The following is a 16,913-nucleotide window of genomic DNA, read 5'->3' on the forward strand; positions in this document are numbered from 1 at the left end:
CATGTCGACCCACGTGCTGAGCCTGCTGGTGGAGAACACCCCCGGTCTTCTCACCCGTGTCGCGGGGCTCTTCGCCCGCCGCGGCTTCAACATCGACTCCCTCGCCGTCGGCGTGACCGAGGTCCCCGGGATCTCGCGCATCACGGTGGTCGTCGACGTCGATGAGCTCCCGCTCGAACAGGTCACGAAGCAGCTCAACAAGCTGATCAACGTGATCAAGATCGTCGAGCTCGACTTCGCCACGTCCGTGCAGCGCGAGCACATGCTCGTGAAGGTGCGCACCGACAACGCCACCCGGTCGAACGTGATCGAGGTCGTGAACCTCTTCCGTGCGTCCGTCGTCGACTACGCTTCCGATGCCCTCGTGATCGAGGTCACCGGTGACAAGGGCAAGGTCGACGCGATGCTTCGCGCGCTCGAGCCCTTCGGGATCAAGGAGATCGCCCAGTCCGGTCTTCTCGCCATCGGCCGAGGCGGCAAGAGCATCACCGAACGCGTCCTGCGCGGCTGACCTTCCAGACCATCACACCTACCTGCCCCGCCGTCCTCGGACGTGCAGGGCGTGCACCACTGTCACGAACAAGGAGAAACACAAAGTGAGCACCGAGATCTTCTACGACGCCGACGCCGACCTGTCCCTGATCCAGGGCAAGAAGGTCGCCATCGTCGGCTATGGCTCGCAGGGCCACGCGCATGCGCAGAACCTGCGCGACTCGGGCGTCGAGGTCGCCATCGCTCTCAAGGAGGGCTCCAAGTCCGCTGCGAAGGCCGAAGAGGCGGGCTTCCCGGTCAAGACCGTCGCGGAGGCCACCGAGTGGGCCGACGTCATCATGATCCTCGCGCCGGACCAGCACCAGCGCATCATCTACAGCGAGTCGATCGCGCCGAACCTCACCGCAGGCAAGACGCTCGCCTTCGCCCACGGCTTCAACATCCGCTTCGGCTACATCGACGCGCCCGAGGGCGTCGACGTGATCCTCGTGGCGCCGAAGGCTCCGGGCCACACGGTTCGTCGCGAGTTCGTCGCCGGCCGGGGCATCCCGGACATCATCGCGGTCGAGCGCGACGCATCGGGTCACGCCTGGGACCTCGCCCTCTCCTACGCGAAGGCCATCGGAGGCACCCGTGCCGGCGTCATCAAGACGACCTTCACCGAAGAGACCGAGACCGACCTGTTCGGCGAGCAGGCCGTGCTCTGCGGTGGCGTGAGCCACCTCGTGCAGGCGGGCTTCGAAACGCTCACCGAAGCGGGCTACCAGCCGCAGATCGCGTACTTCGAGGTGCTGCACGAGCTCAAGCTCATCGTGGACCTGATGTGGGAGGGCGGCATCGCCAAGCAGCGCTGGTCGATCTCCGACACCGCTGAGTTCGGCGACTACGTCTCGGGCCCGCGTGTGATCGACGAGCGCGTCAAGGAGAGCATGAAGGGCGTCCTCGCGGACATCCAGTCCGGCGCCTTCGCGAAGCGCTTCATCGATGACCAGGACAACGGGGCGGAGGAGTTCCTGGCACTGCGTGCCAAGGAGGAGCAGCACCCGATCGAGGTCACCGGCAAGGAACTGCGTTCGCTCTTCGCCTGGAAGCAGCAGGACGAGGACTACGTCGACGGCAGCGCGGCACGCTGATTCGATTCTCGAAAGAACGGGCGTCCCTCCGGGGGCGCCCGTTCTTTGTGCGGTCTGCGCCAAATCACGCCAGACATCGGATGTCTGTGTCAGGATGGGAGCCATGCGACAGGAATGGTTTGACCGGGCCCGGTTCGGGATGTTCGTCCACTTCGGCCTCTACAGCGGGGCTGCCCGTCATGAATGGGTGCAGAACTACGAGCGTTTGACGGACGAGGACTACCGTCCGTACTTCGAGCACTTCGATCCGGATCTCTTCGACGCCGCAGCCCTCGCACGCACCGCGAAGGAGACGGGCATGGGCTATGTCGTCCTCACGACGAAGCACCATGACGGCTTTTGCCTGTGGGATTCGAAGCTCACCGACTTCACTTCCGTGGCGAACGTCGGACGCGACCTCGTGCGTGAGTACGTCGAGGCATTGCGCGCGGAAGGGATCAAGGTCGGCCTGTACCACTCGGTCATCGACTGGCATCACCCCGACTTCACCGTCGACTGGAACCACCCGCGCCGCGACGACGAGAACGCCCACGAGCTCAACGTCGCACGTGACATGGCCCGATACCGCGCCTACCTCCACGGTCAGGTGCGGGAGCTCCTGACGGAGTACGGGGAGATCGACTACCTCTTCTTCGACTTCACCTACCCCGAGAGCAAGGAGGGGTGGGCGGGCAAGGGGCCCGAGGACTGGGATGCGACCACCCTGCTCGCGCTGTGCCGTGAGCTCCAGCCCGACATGCTGGTCAACGATCGGCTCGGGATCCCCGCCGACTTCGTCACGCCGGAGCAGTATCAGCCCACCGCACCGATCGTGCGCGACGGCGTACCGCTGACCTGGGAGGCATGCCAGACGCTCAACGGCTCTTGGGGTTATCACCGGGACAACATGGACCAGAAGTCCGCCACGCTGCTCGTGCAGATGCTCGTCGACTCGGTGTCGATGGGCGGGAACATGCTGCTCAACATCGGCCCTGACGGTCGTGGTGCGATCGCGCCCCGGGATGCCCGCACCCTGGCGGAGATCGGCGAGTGGATGCGTCTGCACCGTGATGCCGTGATCGGGGCCGGGCATGCGCCGCTCACCCCGCCGCGCGAGGGCGTCTACACCCGGCGCGGGAACAAGCTCTACCTGAGCCTGTTCAGCTGGCCGATGGGCTTCGTGCACCTTCCGGAGCTCGCCGGAAAGGTCTCCTACGCGCGGCTGCTGAACGACGGATCCTGGCTGCAGACCAGTGTGTCCGACCCGGACCGTCAGGCTGATCTGATGACGCCGGCGGGGGAGGCGGAGGGGACGCTCACCGTGCATCTGCCGGTGCGGCGTCCCGAGGTGCTGGTGCCGGTCGTCGAGCTGACGCTCATCGACGAATGATCCACACGGTGGCGACGGCTCAGGCCGTCGTCACCGGTATCTCCATGCCTTCGAGCGCAAGGCGTGCGGCGCCGTGGAGGATCGCGTCGGCGCCGGTCGTCGCCGCCTCGATGCGCAGTCGCTGGGTCGCGAGGGGGTGGCATGCCTCGTAGACGCGGCTGCGGACGGCGGCGATGAACGGTTCCGAGGCGCTCATGCTGCCGGTCAGGAACACCGCGTGCGGGTTGAAGAAGTTCACCACGCCTGACAGCGCCTGGCCGAGGTGGGTTCCCGCCGTGCGGACCAGAGTGGTCGCGAGCGGGTCGGCGTCGCGCGCCAGGCTGAGCACGTCGGTCGTGGTGCGCACCACCTCGTTGCCGCGCTCGCGCATCTGCCGTACGAGGCTCGCCCCACTGGCCACCGTCTCGAGGCATCCCGTATTGCCGCAGGAACACGGGATGTCGCCGCTGCCGTCGATACGGGTGTGAGTGATGTCGCCTGCAGCGGCTGTGGCCCCGCGGTGCACGTGTCCGTCGACGATGATGCCGCTTCCGATGGCGGTGCCGGCCTTCACGGTGATGCTGTGCCCGGTGTGCCCGAAGCGCTCGCGATGCTCGCCGAGCGCGGCGAGGTTGGCGTCGTTGTCGACCGCGACGGGCACGCCGTAGCGCGTCGCGAGATGCTCGCCCACGCGGAAGCCCGGCCATCCCGGCATGCGCGACGGTTGGTCGACCGTACCGGTGGCGATGTCGACGGGCCCGGGAAGGCTGATGCCGATCGCGTGGACCCGCGACTCGGAGGAGAGCTGGTCGAAGACCTCGCCGATGCGGTCGAGCGTAGCCTCCGGTCCTTCGGTCACGTCGACCGTGATCGACCGACTGTCGAGGAGGGCGCCGCTGAGGGAGTGTCTGCCGATACGCGCGTGGCCGCCGCCGAGGTCGGCGGTGAGCACGACGCCGTCCGCGGAGATCTGCAGCACCCGCGGGCGGCGTCCACCGCGCGACGTGCCGTCGCCGGCCTCGCGCAGCACTCCGGCGTCGAGCAGGGCCTGTACGCGGAGGCCCACGGTCGAGGCGGCCACGCCGAGTGCGGCGGCGAGCTCGGTCCGGGAGCGTGCCTCGCCGCGGGCGACGAGGTCGAGGATGCGGCGGGTGTGCGGGTCGTCGACGGCGGTGTCAGCGGGATTTGGCATGGGAGCACTTTCCTGGTCGGAGCATTCGTCAGCGTAGTAGGGGATGGTCATGTTTCCCGGGAGTTACGAATTATCAAGCTCCGATAAACATCGGATGTTCAGCTTGCGGCCTCTTGCGAAGTGTGAAACGGTAACTTCATACGAAATCCTACTAGGTTGTTTCGACCCGCGAAGCAACTAGTTCCCTTCCAGGAGGCATTCAATGAAGAAGTTGCGTGTAGGGGCTGTCGTCGCCGTCACCGGCGTCGCAGTCGCGATGACCGGCTGCGCGAGCAGCAGCGGCAACGGTGGTTCCGCCGACGGCGACACGATCGTCGTCGACATGTGGGCAGGCAGCGAGTCCGACGTGGATGCCCTCGAGGCGCAGGTCGCATTCGCCCAGGAGCAGAACCCCGACATCAAGATCAAGCTGCAGACCTCGCCGTGGAGTGACTTCTTCACGAAGCTGACCACGAACATGGCCAGCGGCAACATGGCCTGCGTCACCGGCATGAGCGGTGCGCAGCTCGGTGGCTACACCGGTGCCTTCCGTGAGCTGAGCGACGCGGACCTGAAGACGGCCGGCATCGATTGGGCGGACTTCAACCCGAGCGCCGACGGCATCCTCAGCTTCGAAGGCAAGGTCTACGGCGTGCCGTTCGACGTGGCCACGATGCTCGTCTACTACAACCAGGACATGCTCACCGCTGCCGGCGCAGCGACGCCGGAGATCGGGTGGACGTTTGACGACTTCGACGCCATCGCCGCCGACGCGACGAAGGACGGCAAGTACGGCTTCGGCATGGGCATGGGCGGATACCAGTGGATGTCGATGCCGATCGCGTACTCCGCGACGCAGCCGGCCTCCGAAGACGGCACCCTGCACATCGACGACAAGGCGTTCGTCGACGCGTCCACGTGGTACGCCGAGCTCGTGACGGAGAAGAAGGTCGCCGCCCCCGTGGCATCCGCTTCCGACACCGGCTGGGGTGAGAACCAGTACACGGGTGGCAACGCCGCCATGGCGGTCGACGGCACGTGGAACGCCGTCAGCTACCTGAACAACGAGTCCGGCTTCGCGGCCGGTATGGTCCCGCTGCCCGCTGGTGTCGACGGCAACCCCGGCCCGATCCTCGGCTCCGGCTACGGCATCTCGGCGAACTGCGAGAACCCGGAGGCGGCGCTCAAGGTCATGGGCTCGCTGCTCGGCGAGGACGCTCAGGACTACATCGCATCGTCCGGCCGCTCGTACCCGGCACGCACGTCGTCGCAGCCGCTGTACTTCGAGTCCATCGATGAGGAGTACCGCGAGCAGGTGCAGTCGGTCTTCGAGGCGGCCTTCGATGACACCGTCCCGCTGTACATGACCAAGAACTGGCAGAAGCTCGACAGCTACATCCAGCCCAACCTCGTCAGCGTCTACAACGGCCAGATGACGATGGACGAGCTGCTGTCGAACGCCCAGGCCCAGTTCGGCGAGTGATCCGGCTTCGGCCGTCAGTGGTGACAAAGAAAGAAATATGAGATGACGATCACGACGAGACGTCGACGATCGCTCGCCAAGGTCGAGGCCGGTCAGGCGCTGGGGTTCGCAAGCCCCGCCCTGATCGGGCTCGCCCTGTTCACGATCGTGCCCGTGGGCCTTTCGATCGTGATGAGCGTCTTCGACTGGCCGACCTTCGGCGAGCGGAACTTCAACGGGGTGGACAACTACGTCAAGCTGTTCACCAGCAGCCCGGACTTCTGGCCTGCGCTGCGCAACTCGGCGGTGTACACGCTGCTGTATGTGCCGTTGAGTGTCGCTCTCTCGCTCGTGCTCGCTCTCGGCCTCGGGTCTCGGATCCGCGGGCGAGGTGCCCTGCGCGTCCTCTTCTTCATCCCGGTCGTGACCCCGATGGTCGCGAACGTGCTGGTGTGGAAGATGATGCTGCAGCCACAGGGGCTCTTCAACGGCCTCTCGCAGACGTGGTTCGGCATCGAGCTGCCGAACTTCCTGGCCGACCCGGCGTGGGCGATGATCATGGTCGTCGTGATGAGCGTCTGGCAAGGGCTCGGCTACAACATGCTGATCTTCTCGGCCGCACTCGAGCAGCTCCCCGAGAGTGTGCTGGAGGCGGCGAGCATCGACGGCGCCCGAGGACTCCGACGGGTGTGGAGCATCATCATCCCGATGATCTCGCCCTCGATCTTCTTCGCCACCATCATGACGATGATCACGTCCCTGCAGGTGTTCGTACAGCCGCAGATGCTCACGGGCGGCGGCCCCGGCAACGCCACCAAGCCGCTCGTCATGTACATCTGGGAGCAGGGATTCACCTTCGGCGACCTCGGCCTCGCCGCCGCGGCAGCCTGGATACTCTTCGCGATCATCATCGCGATCACCGGTCTCCAGTTCGCCGCGCAGAAGAAGTGGGTGCACTATGAGCACTGAGACCCTCGTCCGCCCGACAGGCCGCGCCGGCCGCTCGGACCGCGAGCGCGCACGTGGTGCCGCGACCACACCGGCGTCGCGTGTGCGGCTGATCCTCGCGCACGTCGCGATCTACGTCGCCGCGCTGATCTTCATCTCCCCGCTCGTCTACGCGTTCTTCTCGGCGCTCAAGCCGAATTCGGAGATGTTCTCCATGCCGCCGACCCTGGTCGGGTCGGAGCTTCGCTGGAGCAACTTCGTCGACGTCTTCGCGTACGGCCCGTTCCTCACTTACATCATGAACTCGTTCATCGTCGCGATCCTCGGCACGCTCGTCGTGCTGATCGTGTCGACCACGGCCGGGTACGCCTTCGGGCGGTTGCGCTGGAAGGGACGGGACGCCGTGTTCGTGCTGTTCCTCGCGACCCTCATGGTGCCCGCCGAGGTGCTCGTGATCCCGATGTTCCAGGTGATGCAGTGGTTCAACTGGGTCGACACCTATCAGGCGCTCGTGCTCCCGTTCGCGTTCGGTGCGTTCGGCACGTTCCTGATGCGGCAGTTCTTCCGTGGCATCCCGTATGAGCTGGAGGAGGCCGCGCGCGTCGACGGCGCCGGGCCCGTGCGCTCGTTCCTGCAGATCATCCTGCCGCTGTCGAAGTCGGCGGTCGCGGTGCTCGCTGTGTTCACCTTCCTGTCCTTCTGGAACAGCTACCTGTGGCCGCTCATCGTGACGGTCGACTACAACGCGCACGGCACCCTCCCCGTTGGTCTCGCGAGCTTCGCCGGACTCACCGGGACGCGCTGGGACCTGCAGATGGCTGCGGCGATCATCTCGATGGTGCCGACGACGATTCTCGTGATCGCGCTGCAGAAGCACCTGGTCAAGGGCATCGCGATGGCAGGACTGGGCGGCCGCTGAGCATGATCGGTCAGGAACAGGGGACCACCATGCCCGTCACGCGTTCGAGCCCATCCGGATCGGGAGTCGTCGGTATCGACATCGGAGGCACCAAGATCGCTGCGCTCCTCGTGAGCAGCGAGGGGACGGTGCTGGCGCGGGGGAGCGTCGGCGCCCCCGCAGCGCAGGGCGGTGCGGCGATGGCCGATGCAGCCGCGGGTCTCGCCGCCTCTCTCGCCGCCGAGGCCGGTGTCTCGCTCGCGGCAGCCGGTGTCGGCGCTGCCGGCGTGATCGACCACGAGAGCGGCACGATCCGCGCAGCCTCGGCGACCTTCGTCGGGTGGGCGGGCTTCCCGCTCGCCGAGGAGCTGGAAGCGCGACTGGGGGTGCCGGTGCGTGTGGAGAACGACGTCAACGCGTTCCTCCTGGGCGAAGCCGCCGCCGCCGGCCGCGAGGACCGCGACGTGCTGGGTGTGATGCTCGGCACCGGGGTCGGAGGCGCGCTCCTCATCGACGGTGAGCTCCACCACGGACCGCACGGTGCCGCGGGAGAGATCGGGCACACACCCGGCTACAGCGAGCTGGTCTGCACCTGCGGGCAGGTCGGGCACCTCGAGACACTGGCGTCCGGTACGTCGATCGCGATGCGGTACCAGGAGCGCACCGGCGACATCGTCCGCGACGCGAGAGTCGTCGCGGATCGCGCACGAGCGGGTGATGTGCAGGCGATCGCGGTGTTCGACGCCGCCGGCCGCGCACTCGCCCTCGCCTGCGCCAGCGCAGCGACGATCCTCGACCTGCCGTGCGCCATCGTCGGAGGAGGCGTGACGTCGGCCTGGGATCTTCTGGAGCCCGCGATCACGCGTACTCTGCACACGGATTCCCCGGTGTCCGGGATCCCTCTGCGCATCGTCCCCGCCGTCCTCGGTTCCGATGCCGTCGCTCTCGGCGCCATCGAGACCGCCCGCCGGGCTCTGGTCCCGGCGGGAGCACACTGAGCCCGACCTCCCGCACCGACAAGGAGCACATCACGTGACCGTACGTCCCGAAGCCCACGAGATCTGGATGGGTCCGCTTCCGACCGTCGCCGACGGGGGGCTCGCGCAGCCCCGGATCGGTATCGCCGGGATCTCCATCGAGTCGAGCACGTTCTCCCCGCACATCTCCGGCGACGAAGCCTTCACGGTTCGCACCGGTAACGCTCTGCGCAGCTACTACCCGTTCCTCGACGACGGGCGCGAGCTCGCTGCGGCCGCCGAGTGGGTGCCCCTCACCCATGGTCGCTCGCTGCCCGGTGGTGCCGTCGCGCCCGAGACCTACCGTCGGATGAAAGACGCCATCGTCGAGGGCATCCGCGAGCAGGGCCCCTTCGACGGCTTCTTCTTCGACATCCACGGAGCGATGAGCGTCGTCGGGCTCGACGACGCCGAAGGCGACCTCGCGCTCGCGGTGCGGGCGGCACTGGGGCCGGACACGCTCGTCTCGACATCGATGGATCTGCACGGCAACGTCTCCGAGGTGCTGCGCGACGCCGTCGACCTGCTCACGTGCTACCGGATGGCACCGCACGAGGACTGGATGAACACCAAGGAACGGGCGGTGTGGAACCTCCTCGCCCGGCTGCGGGGGCCGCACGGCGCCGACCCGCTGGGCCGTCGGCCGTTCGTGGCGTGGGTGCCGGTCCCGGTCCTGCTCCCCGGCGAGAAGACCAGCACCCGGCTCGAGCCCGCACGCAGCATCTATGCCGAGCTGCCCGAGATCGAGGCTCTTCCGGGCGTCGTCGATGCCTCGGTCTGGATCGGCTACGCCTGGGCCGACGAACCCCGTTGCCAGGCGTACGTCGTGGTCACCGGCGACGATCGAGAGCTGATCGCGCGTGAGGCCGAGCGGGTGGCGCGCATGTTCTGGGAGGCTCGCGAGGACTTCGTGTTCGTCGCTGAGACGGGCACGCTCGATGAGGCGCTCGAGAAGGCACTCGCGCCGGGAGCGCCCCACCCCTACTTGATCTCGGACTCGGGTGACAATCCGACGGCGGGCGGGGCGGGCGATGTGACGTGGACCCTTGCGCACCTCCTCGAGCGTTCCGAACTCACCGGACCCGACCGCACGACCCTGGTGGCGTCGATCTTCGATCCCGAGGCGGTCGCGCAGGCGGTCGAAGCGGGCGTCGGGGCGACGATCACGATCGTGGCGGGTGCCCGGGTCGACGATGGCCCGCACGGCCCTGTGACGATCACCGGGACCGTCTTCTCGACCACCGACGGAGATCCGGACGCAGGCACGCAGGTCGTGGTCGCGGCGGGTGGACTCCACGCCATCATCACGGAGCGTCGCAAGCCGTTCCATCACCTCTCCGACTTCCGGATGCTGGGCCTCGAGCCGACCACCGCGGACATCGTGGTGGTGAAGATCGGCTATCTCGAACCCGAGCTGTACGAACTCGCCGCGGGCTGGACTCTCGCGTTGACTCCCGGAGGTGTCGACCAGGACCTCCTCCGTCTCGGTCACCACCGTCTACGCCCCGGTGTCTACCCCTTCGACCCCGAGGGAAACCCCGATCTGAAAGCCGTGGTCGTCCGCCGCGGCGTCGCAGAGGAGCCGACCGCATGATGAACTTCGAGAAGCGCACCGGGCCGGACCTCGGCGCGGACGCTCCGACATACCCGACGCAGAGCGTGCCCGACTGGTACCGCGACGCGAAGCTCGGCTTCTTCGTGCACTGGGGGCTCTACTCGGTGCCGGCGTGGGCCGTGCAGCACGGCGAGGGCGTGAACATCCCGACCGAAGATGCGTACGCCTGGCATCAGTACGCCGAGTGGTACGGCAACACCGTGCGGATCGCGGGGAGTCCGACCTGGGAGCGTCATCAGCAGCTGTTCGGGCCGGGGACCTCCTACGAGGACCTCGCCGATCGGTGGGACGCCGAGGCGTTCGACGCGGATGCCTTCGTCGGCGAGCTCGTCGGCGCCGGGGCCAGGTACATCATCCCGACCACGAAGCACCACGAGGGCTTCTGTCTGTGGGGCACCGAGACCACCGGCTTCAACGCAGTCGCGCGCGGGCCGCGCCGTGACCTGATCTCCGAGTTCCACGATGCCACCCGGCGCGCGGGCGCGAAGTTCGGCGTGTACTACTCGGGCGCGCTCGACTGGCATGTGAGCGACTTCCCGCCGATCGAGTCCGACACCGATCTGTTCCGGTTCCGCCGCAACGACGCCCATTTCGCGCGGTACTCGGCAGCTCAGCTCGACGAGTTGGTCACGCGCTTCTCACCCGACGTGCTGTGGAACGACATCGAGTGGCCCGACGGCGGCAAGGGGCGCGACGAGTATGCGGTCGCCGCGCTGCTGGAGCGATACTTCGAGGCCGTTCCGGATGGCGTCGTCAACGACCGGTGGGGCGTGCCGTATCACGGCTTCCTCACGCGGGAGTACACGGACATTCCGGAGATCATCCCGGAGCCGTGGGAGTCGACTCGAGGCCTGGGTTACTCCTTCGGGTTCAACCAGGCGGAGGATGAGCGTCATTCGCTGTCGGGAGCCGCCTTGATCCGGCTGCTCGTCGACGTCGTCGCCAAGAACGGCAACCTGCTGATCAACGTGGGTCCCGCCGCCGACGGGTCGATCCCGGAACTTCAGCGGCGCGCGATGCGCGAGCTGGGCGCGTGGCTCGAGACGAACGGCGAGGCGATCTACGGCACCCGTCCGTGGGTTCGGATGGGCGAGCGGACCGGAGCGCCACGGCGGTACACGACCACGGGCGCGACCGTGCATGTGCATGCGCTCGACCCGAGCGTCGGCACGCTGGAGCTGCCCGCGGAGCTCCTGGGCTCCGACCTGCGTTGGGCCGACGGTTCCGTCGCCGAGCGATCCACGGACGACCGCACGGTCGCTGTGATCCCGGCCGGTCTGCGCGAGGAAGCTGTCGCCGTCCTGTCCGCTGGCTGAGACGGACCGGATCGCGACCACGCGAGGGCCCTCCCGATGTCGATTCGGGAGGGCCCTCGCTGTGTGCACCGGGTGTCAGGGCCGGGTGAGCTCCTCGAGGACTTCGATCACGTGGCGGTACGGCCGGCCGGTGGCGCGCGTCATCCCGATCTCGCAGGTACGGTTCGCCGACACGAACGCGTCGAAGTCACCGCGCGTGTTCTCGGCTTCGGCGATCTCCGCGGACTCCTGGGCGGTCGCGCTGGCCGTGAGTTCCGGGTGCAGCATGCCGCGGTCGCCCGCGAAGGCGCAGCAGCCCCATCCCTCGGGGACGAACACGTCGTCGGCGACGGCCGCGGCGATCGCGGTCAGTGCTCCGGTCGCGCCGAGCGCGGTCGTGGAACAAGTCGGATGCACGGCCACCGTGGGGAGCTTGGCCGGCACCGAGACCTTCGGCAGCACCTCGCGTGCCACGAACGTCGTGGCGTCCTCGATCCGCAGGCCTGCGTAGCGCGGGTTCTTCGCGACCGACTGCGCGAGCATCACGTCCAGGCCCTCAGTGCACGACGCCGCGTCGCACACCACCGGAAGCTCCCCGTGCCTGCTGGCTTCCCACAGCGACTCCAGCACCCGGGACGACATCAGGGCGTAACCGTCCAGGTGACCCTTCGACTTCCACGGTGTGCCGCAGCACAGGCCTCCGTTCTCCTCGGGGATCACGACGGCGATACCCGCACGGTCCAGCAGGGCCCGGAGTGCGTCTCGAGAGCCTTCGCCGTCGCCTTCCGCGCCGAACATCGTCCCGATGCAGGCACCGAAGAAGACGGCCTGCGCATCGGCCGGGAACTCCGGGCGCGGCGGCTTCGAACCGCCGTGCGGGAGCCCGCCGTCGTACAGAGGCACGGTGTCGGCACCGAGGACGGCGCGACCGAGATGCGTCACCCCGCGCACGAGCGGCGCAGGGAGGGCATCGGCGACGGTGAGCGCGACTCCACCGGCGCGCGTGACCGTGCCCCAGTGCTTGGCTGCGGTGCCCCACACCGCGCCTTCGACGGAGTTCGACTGCTCCGCTCGAAGCCGACGTACGAGGTCACCGGTGTTGATGTCGACCGGGCAGGCCACACCGCACATGCCGTCGACCGCGCAGGTCTGGACGCCGTCGTAGTCGTAGTCCTTCTGCAGGTCGCGCAGCAGCTCGGTGTCGCCCTGCTCCTGGGCCCACGCCATGTCGCGGCGGATCACGATGCGCTGGCGTGGCGTGAGCGTGATGCTCTTGCTCGGGCAGGTCGGTTCGCAGTAGCCGCACTCGACGCAGCGGTCGACCTCGTTCTCGACCGTCGGCACCCGCTTGAGGTCGTGCAGGTACGAGTCAGGGTCATCGGAGAGGACGACTCCGGGATTCAGGATGCGGTCGGGGTCGAACAGCGCCTTGATCTCCCACATCATGTCGGTGAGCTCATCGCCGTATTGGCGACGCACGAACGGCGCCATGATGCGGCCGGTGCCGTGTTCGGCCTTGAGCGATCCCTGCTGCGCCAGGACGAGTTCGACCAGGTCGTCCGTGAACCGCCGATAGCGCGCGACGCTGTCGGGGTCGTCGAACCGTTCGTTGAGGAGGAAGTGGACGTTGCCGTCCTTGGCGTGCCCGAAGATGACCGAGCCTTCGTAGCCGTGCTCGGCGAACAGCTCGATCAGGCGTTCGCAGGTGGCGAGGAGCCGGGGGACGGGTACCACGATGTCTTCCAGCAGCGCCGTCGTACCGGACGGGCGCGCACCGGCGACCGCGGTGTAGAGCCCCTTGCGCACGTGCCACAGAGCGGCGCGCTCACTCGCATCCGTGGTGAGGCGCGGGGGCACGGCCAGCGGGAGCTGCTCGAAGTGCGACTGCGCCTTCGTGCGCGCCGCGGTGAGAGCGTCCGCGTCGGCGGCATGGACCTCGACCAGGAGAGCGGCGTGACCCTGGACCTCGATCTCGGCGATCGCAGAGGGGACATCGCTCAGTCCCTGAGCGACCCGCAGGGATGCGGCGTCCAGGAGCTCGATGGTGGCCAGACCGAGCCGGGTCAGGTCGGGGAGCGCCGTCATCGCCGTCGAGAGCGTCTCGAACACGAGAAGTCCCGTCGCGATCGACGGTCGCACTTCGATCGTGCGGAATCGAGCCTCCGCGACGAACGCGAGCGTGCCCTCGGACCCGATGATGAGATGCTCCAGGATGCGCACCGGGTCGTCGAAGTCCAGCAGCGCGTTGAGCCCGTAGCCCATGGTGTTCTTCATCGAGAACTGCTGGCGGAGGAAGGCGACGTGCTCGGGGGCGGCGAGCAGGCGTGCTCTCAGGTCGAGCAGGCCCGCGACGATCTCGGGCTCCGCCGCGCGCAGCACCTCGCCGGCATCCGGGCGGCCGGTGTCGAGGATCGTCCCGCTCGGGAGCACGACGGTCATCGACTCGATCGTCTGATACGAGTTCTCGGTGATCCCGCAGGCCATTCCGCTGGAGTTGTTCGCGACGACGCCACCGATCGTGCACGCGATCTCGCTCGCGGGGTCGGGGCCGAGCTTGCGGCGGTAGCGCGACAGGCGTGTGTTGACCTGACGTACGGTGGCACCCGGGCCCACCCGCACCGAGGCCCCGTCGTCCTCCACCCGGATGTCTCGGAAGTTGCTGCGCGTGTCGACGAGGATGTCGCCGCTCACGCTCTGCCCCGAGAGGCTGGTGCCTCCGGACCGGAACGTCATCGTCCGCCCGGCGGCGCGGACTGCTCCGAAGGCGCGTGCCACGCCCTCGGCGTCTGCAGGGGAGAGGACGGCATCCGGGATGAGCAGATAGTGGGACGCGTCGTGGGCCCGTGCGAAGCGGTCGATGGAGCGGGAATGGACCTGCGTCCTGGAACCCAGCAGAGCGGGGTCCAGGGGTTCGGCGAGGGTGGTCGGCACGGTGCTCCTCTGCTCCGTCGAAAGATTGTCAGACAAGTGTACCGATACGTGGATGCTTAGATAGGCTGACCCGCATGACCACCGCTTCGGACGCAACGCTGGGGATCGTCGGCGTCGTGGATGCCGTCACCGCTCAGTTGCGCGGCCGTATCCTCCGTGCCGAGATCCGTTCCGGGGATCCGATCACGGAAGCGGCTGTGTCGCAGTCCTTCGGAGTGGCCCGTCCCAGCGCGAAGGCGGCGATCGAGCAGCTCGTCGCGAGCGGACTCCTGGTGCGCACGGCGCATCGCAGCGCGCGCGTCGTCGGGATCGATTCTGCGACGGTGCGGGATGTCTATCGCACCAGGACGCGGCTCGAGAGCGCCGCCCTTCGCGACCTCGCGGTGACGCGGACGGTGCCACGCGCGGCCGTCGAGGCGAACGCGGAGCTCCTCGCGATGCCGCCGGGGCCGGACCCGGCGACCGTCGCGCCCGACCTGCGATTCCACACCGCTCTCATCGAGGCGCTCGACAGTGAACGCACCGCTCGGATGTACCGCAGCGTCCTCGACGAAGTGCGCTTGTGCATGGCGCAGGTGCAGGGTCGACGATTGCTCGACGCGGCGGTGATCGCGGCGCAGCACAGCGACATCCTGGCTGCGGTCGCCTCAGGAGACGGGGAGCGAGCAGCAGTCCTCCTCGACGCTCACCTGTCATCGGCCGAGGAGCGGCTGGTCGAGGCGCTCGACGCGGACTAGCGTCGCGCCCGTCGTCACTCCGCCGGCGCTTCCTCCACGACGATCGGCGCCTCGGAGGGGTCGGTCCATTCCGGGGCGGGGAGCACGGTGTCGGTCTGGCCGGCCTGGATCGCGCGCAGTGCCTCGGTGATCTCCTCGTCGTTCTCGGGAACGGGGAGTCCGCACGCCCGGAGCTCGGACGTGAACTGGAGCGTCAGCCGGATCTTCCCCGCTTCGACCGCCTGCGCCGTCGTGCCCGTGCGGATCTCGCTCCCGGTCTGGATCGCCGACACCTCATCGCACACGTGGTACACCTTGCCGCCATCGACCCAGACGACCTCGTCCTTGCCGAGGAGCAGGATCACGGCGGACTGGTCGGCCGTGTACTGCTCGACGGACGGCGGATCGAAGTCGACGCCGATGAACACGGCCAGGGCCGCGAGAGCCACGCCGACGATGCCGGCCGTGGTCTTCTGTCCCTTGTCCATGTCCTTGTTGAGGAAGATCAGGATGACCAAGGGCAGGAACGCGACCACCGCGATGATCGCGCCGAGCTGGTTCTGCACGAAGAAACGCGTCTTGTCGGACTTGCGTGCCGGGTCGAGGCGGTTCGCCTTCTTCCACAGCACCGATCCGGTGATGGACAGCGCCGCGATGACGACCAGCAGCACCAGCAGGGCGATGAACGCCCACTGCGGGAACGTCGCGGTGACGCCCTGTTCCTCCAACAGGCCGGTGTCGGGATCGCGGAGCAGAGTGCCGTCCTCGCCGACGAACTCGCGCTGGCGGAGGAGCCAGAAGATGCCGACACCCTCGCCGATGATCGCGACCGCCCAGAGGACCGCGGCGATCCACCGGAAGCGTGTGGCCCTGGCCTTTGCTTCCGCAGTGGGAGTCCAGCCGGAGGGCGGCTCCGGAGTCGCGTTCGTCGCGGACGGTTCGATCCGCGCGTCGGTGTCGTCACTCTCGGCCACGGTGCTCCCTTTCCCCTCCGATGCCCGCCGTTCCGGCTCAAGGCAACCCTGAGCATAGTGGACCGGGTGTCCTACGCTAGAGGGCATGACTTCCGACTCCGACGACGCCCTCACCTGGGATGGCGACGAGGCTTCCGCGCCGAAGGATCCCGCGTTGCCCCCTGGGTGGAACGCCGTCGGGAAAGGCAGTCGCGACGTCGGCACGATCGAGGGGGACGGAACGATCACTCCCGCCCGGTCGGATGAACAGGCCGGCCTGAGCACGCCGATGCTGCTGATCCTCGGCATCGTCGGCGGCGTGTATCTCCTCTACACGGTCGGATGGATTGTCGGCGGGCTACGTCTGCGGCCACTGGCGTCGTTCCTGGTCGCCGATGCGATGTTCCTGCCCTGGTTCGTCCTGGCGATCGCTGCGCCGGCGCTCTGGTTCCTCGCGAGCTGGGTCCTGACCAGGGGGAGGGCTTCGTGGATCCGCGTCGCCGTGCTGCTCGCAGGAGTCGTCCTGCTGGTTCCCTGGCCCTTCGTCACCGTGGGGGTGGTCGGATCATGAGCGCATCCTCGACCACGGAGCCGGTGTCCGCCGGTTCGCCGCGATGGCTCGTCGGCCTGGTCGTCGGCCTGGCCGGACTGTTCTACGCATACGCGGTGTGGAACGCCGTCGCGCATCTGATCACGATGGCGCAGACGGGACTGACCGCCGGCGGGTGGGCGACCTTGCTCTTCGGCGTCGCGTTCCCCGCGATCGTCTTCGTCTTCGCGTACCTGATCGGCCGTCGTCGGCGGGTGGGGGAGCTCCTCCTCGTCTTCCTGGCCGGACTCGGTGTCGTCGCGGTGTTCTGGATGAGCCTGATCGCGCTCAGCCTGACGATGCCGAGCGCCTGAGTCGCGGGCGTCACACGGCACGGAGCGCCCCG

Annotated in this window: 15 protein-coding genes; 12 read left to right on the forward strand and 3 right to left on the reverse strand. The window is 67.9% G+C overall.

Translation table 11 applies throughout. From position 1 onward, the window contains the following. The first annotated feature begins 1 nt into the window (after window position 1). The 3 genes from ilvN to LRQ07_RS07740 all read left to right on the forward strand — a co-directional run bounded on the left by ilvN (window position 2) and on the right by LRQ07_RS07740 (window position 2,994). A complete protein-coding gene (ilvN, locus tag LRQ07_RS07730; RefSeq protein ID WP_017830816.1) occupies window positions 2-511 on the forward strand; it encodes an acetolactate synthase small subunit in 510 nt (169 codons plus the stop codon). Between the two features lie 85 nt (window positions 512-596). Beyond that, window positions 597-1,625: a ketol-acid reductoisomerase gene (gene ilvC, locus LRQ07_RS07735; protein ID WP_047519233.1), complete on the forward strand. Its 1,029-nt coding sequence runs from the start codon at window positions 597-599 to the stop codon at window positions 1,623-1,625. 94 nt (window positions 1,626-1,719) lie between these two features. Next, window positions 1,720-2,994 carry an alpha-L-fucosidase gene (locus LRQ07_RS07740; RefSeq protein ID WP_413775536.1) on the forward strand — a complete coding sequence of 425 codons (1,275 nt, stop codon included), beginning with the start codon at window positions 1,720-1,722 and terminating at the stop codon, window positions 2,992-2,994. Between the two features lie 19 nt (window positions 2,995-3,013). On the opposite strand, the gene LRQ07_RS07745 is transcribed toward LRQ07_RS07740, so the two are convergent. Further along, the gene (locus LRQ07_RS07745) at window positions 3,014-4,165 is read right to left on the reverse strand and encodes an ROK family transcriptional regulator (RefSeq protein ID WP_232761978.1); all 1,152 of its coding nucleotides are present in this window, start codon (window positions 4,163-4,165) and stop codon (window positions 3,014-3,016) included. Window positions 4,166-4,367: 202 nt separating this feature from the next. Here LRQ07_RS07745 and LRQ07_RS07750 point away from each other — a divergent pair, with 202 nt between their 5' ends. The 6 genes from LRQ07_RS07750 to LRQ07_RS07775 all read left to right on the forward strand — a co-directional run bounded on the left by LRQ07_RS07750 (window position 4,368) and on the right by LRQ07_RS07775 (window position 11,399). Then, window positions 4,368-5,627, forward strand: coding sequence for an ABC transporter substrate-binding protein (locus LRQ07_RS07750; RefSeq protein ID WP_256536320.1), 1,260 nt, complete (start codon window positions 4,368-4,370; stop codon window positions 5,625-5,627). A 42-nt stretch (window positions 5,628-5,669) separates the two neighbouring features. Continuing rightward, the gene (locus LRQ07_RS07755; protein ID WP_256536321.1) at window positions 5,670-6,575 is read left to right on the forward strand and encodes a carbohydrate ABC transporter permease; all 906 of its coding nucleotides are present in this window, start codon (window positions 5,670-5,672) and stop codon (window positions 6,573-6,575) included. Further along, complete coding sequence (locus LRQ07_RS07760) at window positions 6,565-7,473, forward strand: carbohydrate ABC transporter permease (protein WP_232761975.1); 909 nt, start codon at window positions 6,565-6,567, stop codon at window positions 7,471-7,473. Before LRQ07_RS07755 ends, LRQ07_RS07760 begins: the two co-directional genes overlap by 11 nt. Window positions 7,474-7,502: 29 nt before the next feature. Then, window positions 7,503-8,450 (forward strand): ROK family protein, encoded by a 948-nt coding sequence (locus LRQ07_RS07765; RefSeq protein WP_244093652.1) that lies wholly within the window; start codon window positions 7,503-7,505, stop codon window positions 8,448-8,450. A gap of 67 nt (window positions 8,451-8,517) precedes the next feature. Further along, the gene (locus LRQ07_RS07770) at window positions 8,518-10,062 is read left to right on the forward strand and encodes a M81 family metallopeptidase (RefSeq protein WP_319944142.1); all 1,545 of its coding nucleotides are present in this window, start codon (window positions 8,518-8,520) and stop codon (window positions 10,060-10,062) included. Next, the gene (locus tag LRQ07_RS07775) at window positions 10,059-11,399 is read left to right on the forward strand and encodes an alpha-L-fucosidase (protein ID WP_131490894.1); all 1,341 of its coding nucleotides are present in this window, start codon (window positions 10,059-10,061) and stop codon (window positions 11,397-11,399) included. Before LRQ07_RS07770 ends, LRQ07_RS07775 begins: the two co-directional genes overlap by 4 nt. A gap of 75 nt (window positions 11,400-11,474) precedes the next feature. On the opposite strand, the gene LRQ07_RS07780 is transcribed toward LRQ07_RS07775, so the two are convergent. Beyond that, a complete protein-coding gene (locus tag LRQ07_RS07780) occupies window positions 11,475-14,309 on the reverse strand; it encodes an FAD-binding and (Fe-S)-binding domain-containing protein (RefSeq protein ID WP_256536323.1) in 2,835 nt (944 codons plus the stop codon). 74 nt (window positions 14,310-14,383) lie between these two features. Here LRQ07_RS07780 and LRQ07_RS07785 point away from each other — a divergent pair, with 74 nt between their 5' ends. After that, the gene (locus LRQ07_RS07785) at window positions 14,384-15,046 is read left to right on the forward strand and encodes a GntR family transcriptional regulator (RefSeq protein WP_256536324.1); all 663 of its coding nucleotides are present in this window, start codon (window positions 14,384-14,386) and stop codon (window positions 15,044-15,046) included. Window positions 15,047-15,060: 14 nt separating this feature from the next. Here LRQ07_RS07785 and LRQ07_RS07790 read toward each other — a convergent pair whose 3' ends face one another. Beyond that, a complete protein-coding gene (locus LRQ07_RS07790) occupies window positions 15,061-15,999 on the reverse strand; it encodes a hypothetical protein (protein ID WP_134353613.1) in 939 nt (312 codons plus the stop codon). 85 nt (window positions 16,000-16,084) lie between these two features. On the opposite strand from LRQ07_RS07790, the gene LRQ07_RS07795 reads away from it, so the two are divergent. Beyond that, entirely contained in the window at window positions 16,085-16,549 is a 465-nt protein-coding gene (locus LRQ07_RS07795) for a hypothetical protein (protein WP_131490898.1), read from the forward strand. Then, window positions 16,546-16,881: a hypothetical protein gene (locus tag LRQ07_RS07800; protein WP_232761968.1), complete on the forward strand. Its 336-nt coding sequence runs from the start codon at window positions 16,546-16,548 to the stop codon at window positions 16,879-16,881. The genes LRQ07_RS07795 and LRQ07_RS07800 overlap by 4 nt, the downstream gene beginning before the upstream one ends. Window positions 16,882-16,913: the final 32 nt, after the last annotated feature.

Origin of the sequence: Microbacterium sp. J1-1 (genome assembly GCF_024498615.1) — a bacterium.
Classification (GTDB): Bacteria; Actinomycetota; Actinomycetes; order Actinomycetales; family Microbacteriaceae; genus Microbacterium; species Microbacterium aurugineum.

Bases quoted from the DNA above. Each gene is read 5' to 3' on its own strand.
- LRQ07_RS07745 (WP_232761978.1), bottom strand. From the start codon at position 4,165: ATGCCAAATCCCGCTGACACCGCCGTCGACGACCCGCACACCCGCCGC.
- LRQ07_RS07740 (WP_413775536.1), top strand. From the start codon at position 1,720: ATGGGAGCCATGCGACAGGAATGGTTTGACCGGGCCCGGTTCGGGATG.
- LRQ07_RS07795 (WP_131490898.1), top strand. From the start codon at position 16,085: ATGACTTCCGACTCCGACGACGCCCTCACCTGGGATGGCGACGAGGCT.
- ilvN (WP_017830816.1), top strand. From the start codon at position 2: ATGTCGACCCACGTGCTGAGCCTGCTGGTGGAGAACACCCCCGGTCTT.
- LRQ07_RS07750 (WP_256536320.1), top strand. From the start codon at position 4,368: ATGAAGAAGTTGCGTGTAGGGGCTGTCGTCGCCGTCACCGGCGTCGCA.
- LRQ07_RS07765 (WP_244093652.1), top strand. From the start codon at position 7,503: ATGCCCGTCACGCGTTCGAGCCCATCCGGATCGGGAGTCGTCGGTATC.
- LRQ07_RS07770 (WP_319944142.1), top strand. From the start codon at position 8,518: ATGGGTCCGCTTCCGACCGTCGCCGACGGGGGGCTCGCGCAGCCCCGG.
- LRQ07_RS07775 (WP_131490894.1), top strand. From the start codon at position 10,059: ATGATGAACTTCGAGAAGCGCACCGGGCCGGACCTCGGCGCGGACGCT.
- LRQ07_RS07760 (WP_232761975.1), top strand. From the start codon at position 6,565: ATGAGCACTGAGACCCTCGTCCGCCCGACAGGCCGCGCCGGCCGCTCG.
- LRQ07_RS07800 (WP_232761968.1), top strand. From the start codon at position 16,546: ATGAGCGCATCCTCGACCACGGAGCCGGTGTCCGCCGGTTCGCCGCGA.
- LRQ07_RS07755 (WP_256536321.1), top strand. From the start codon at position 5,670: ATGACGATCACGACGAGACGTCGACGATCGCTCGCCAAGGTCGAGGCC.
- LRQ07_RS07785 (WP_256536324.1), top strand. From the start codon at position 14,384: ATGACCACCGCTTCGGACGCAACGCTGGGGATCGTCGGCGTCGTGGAT.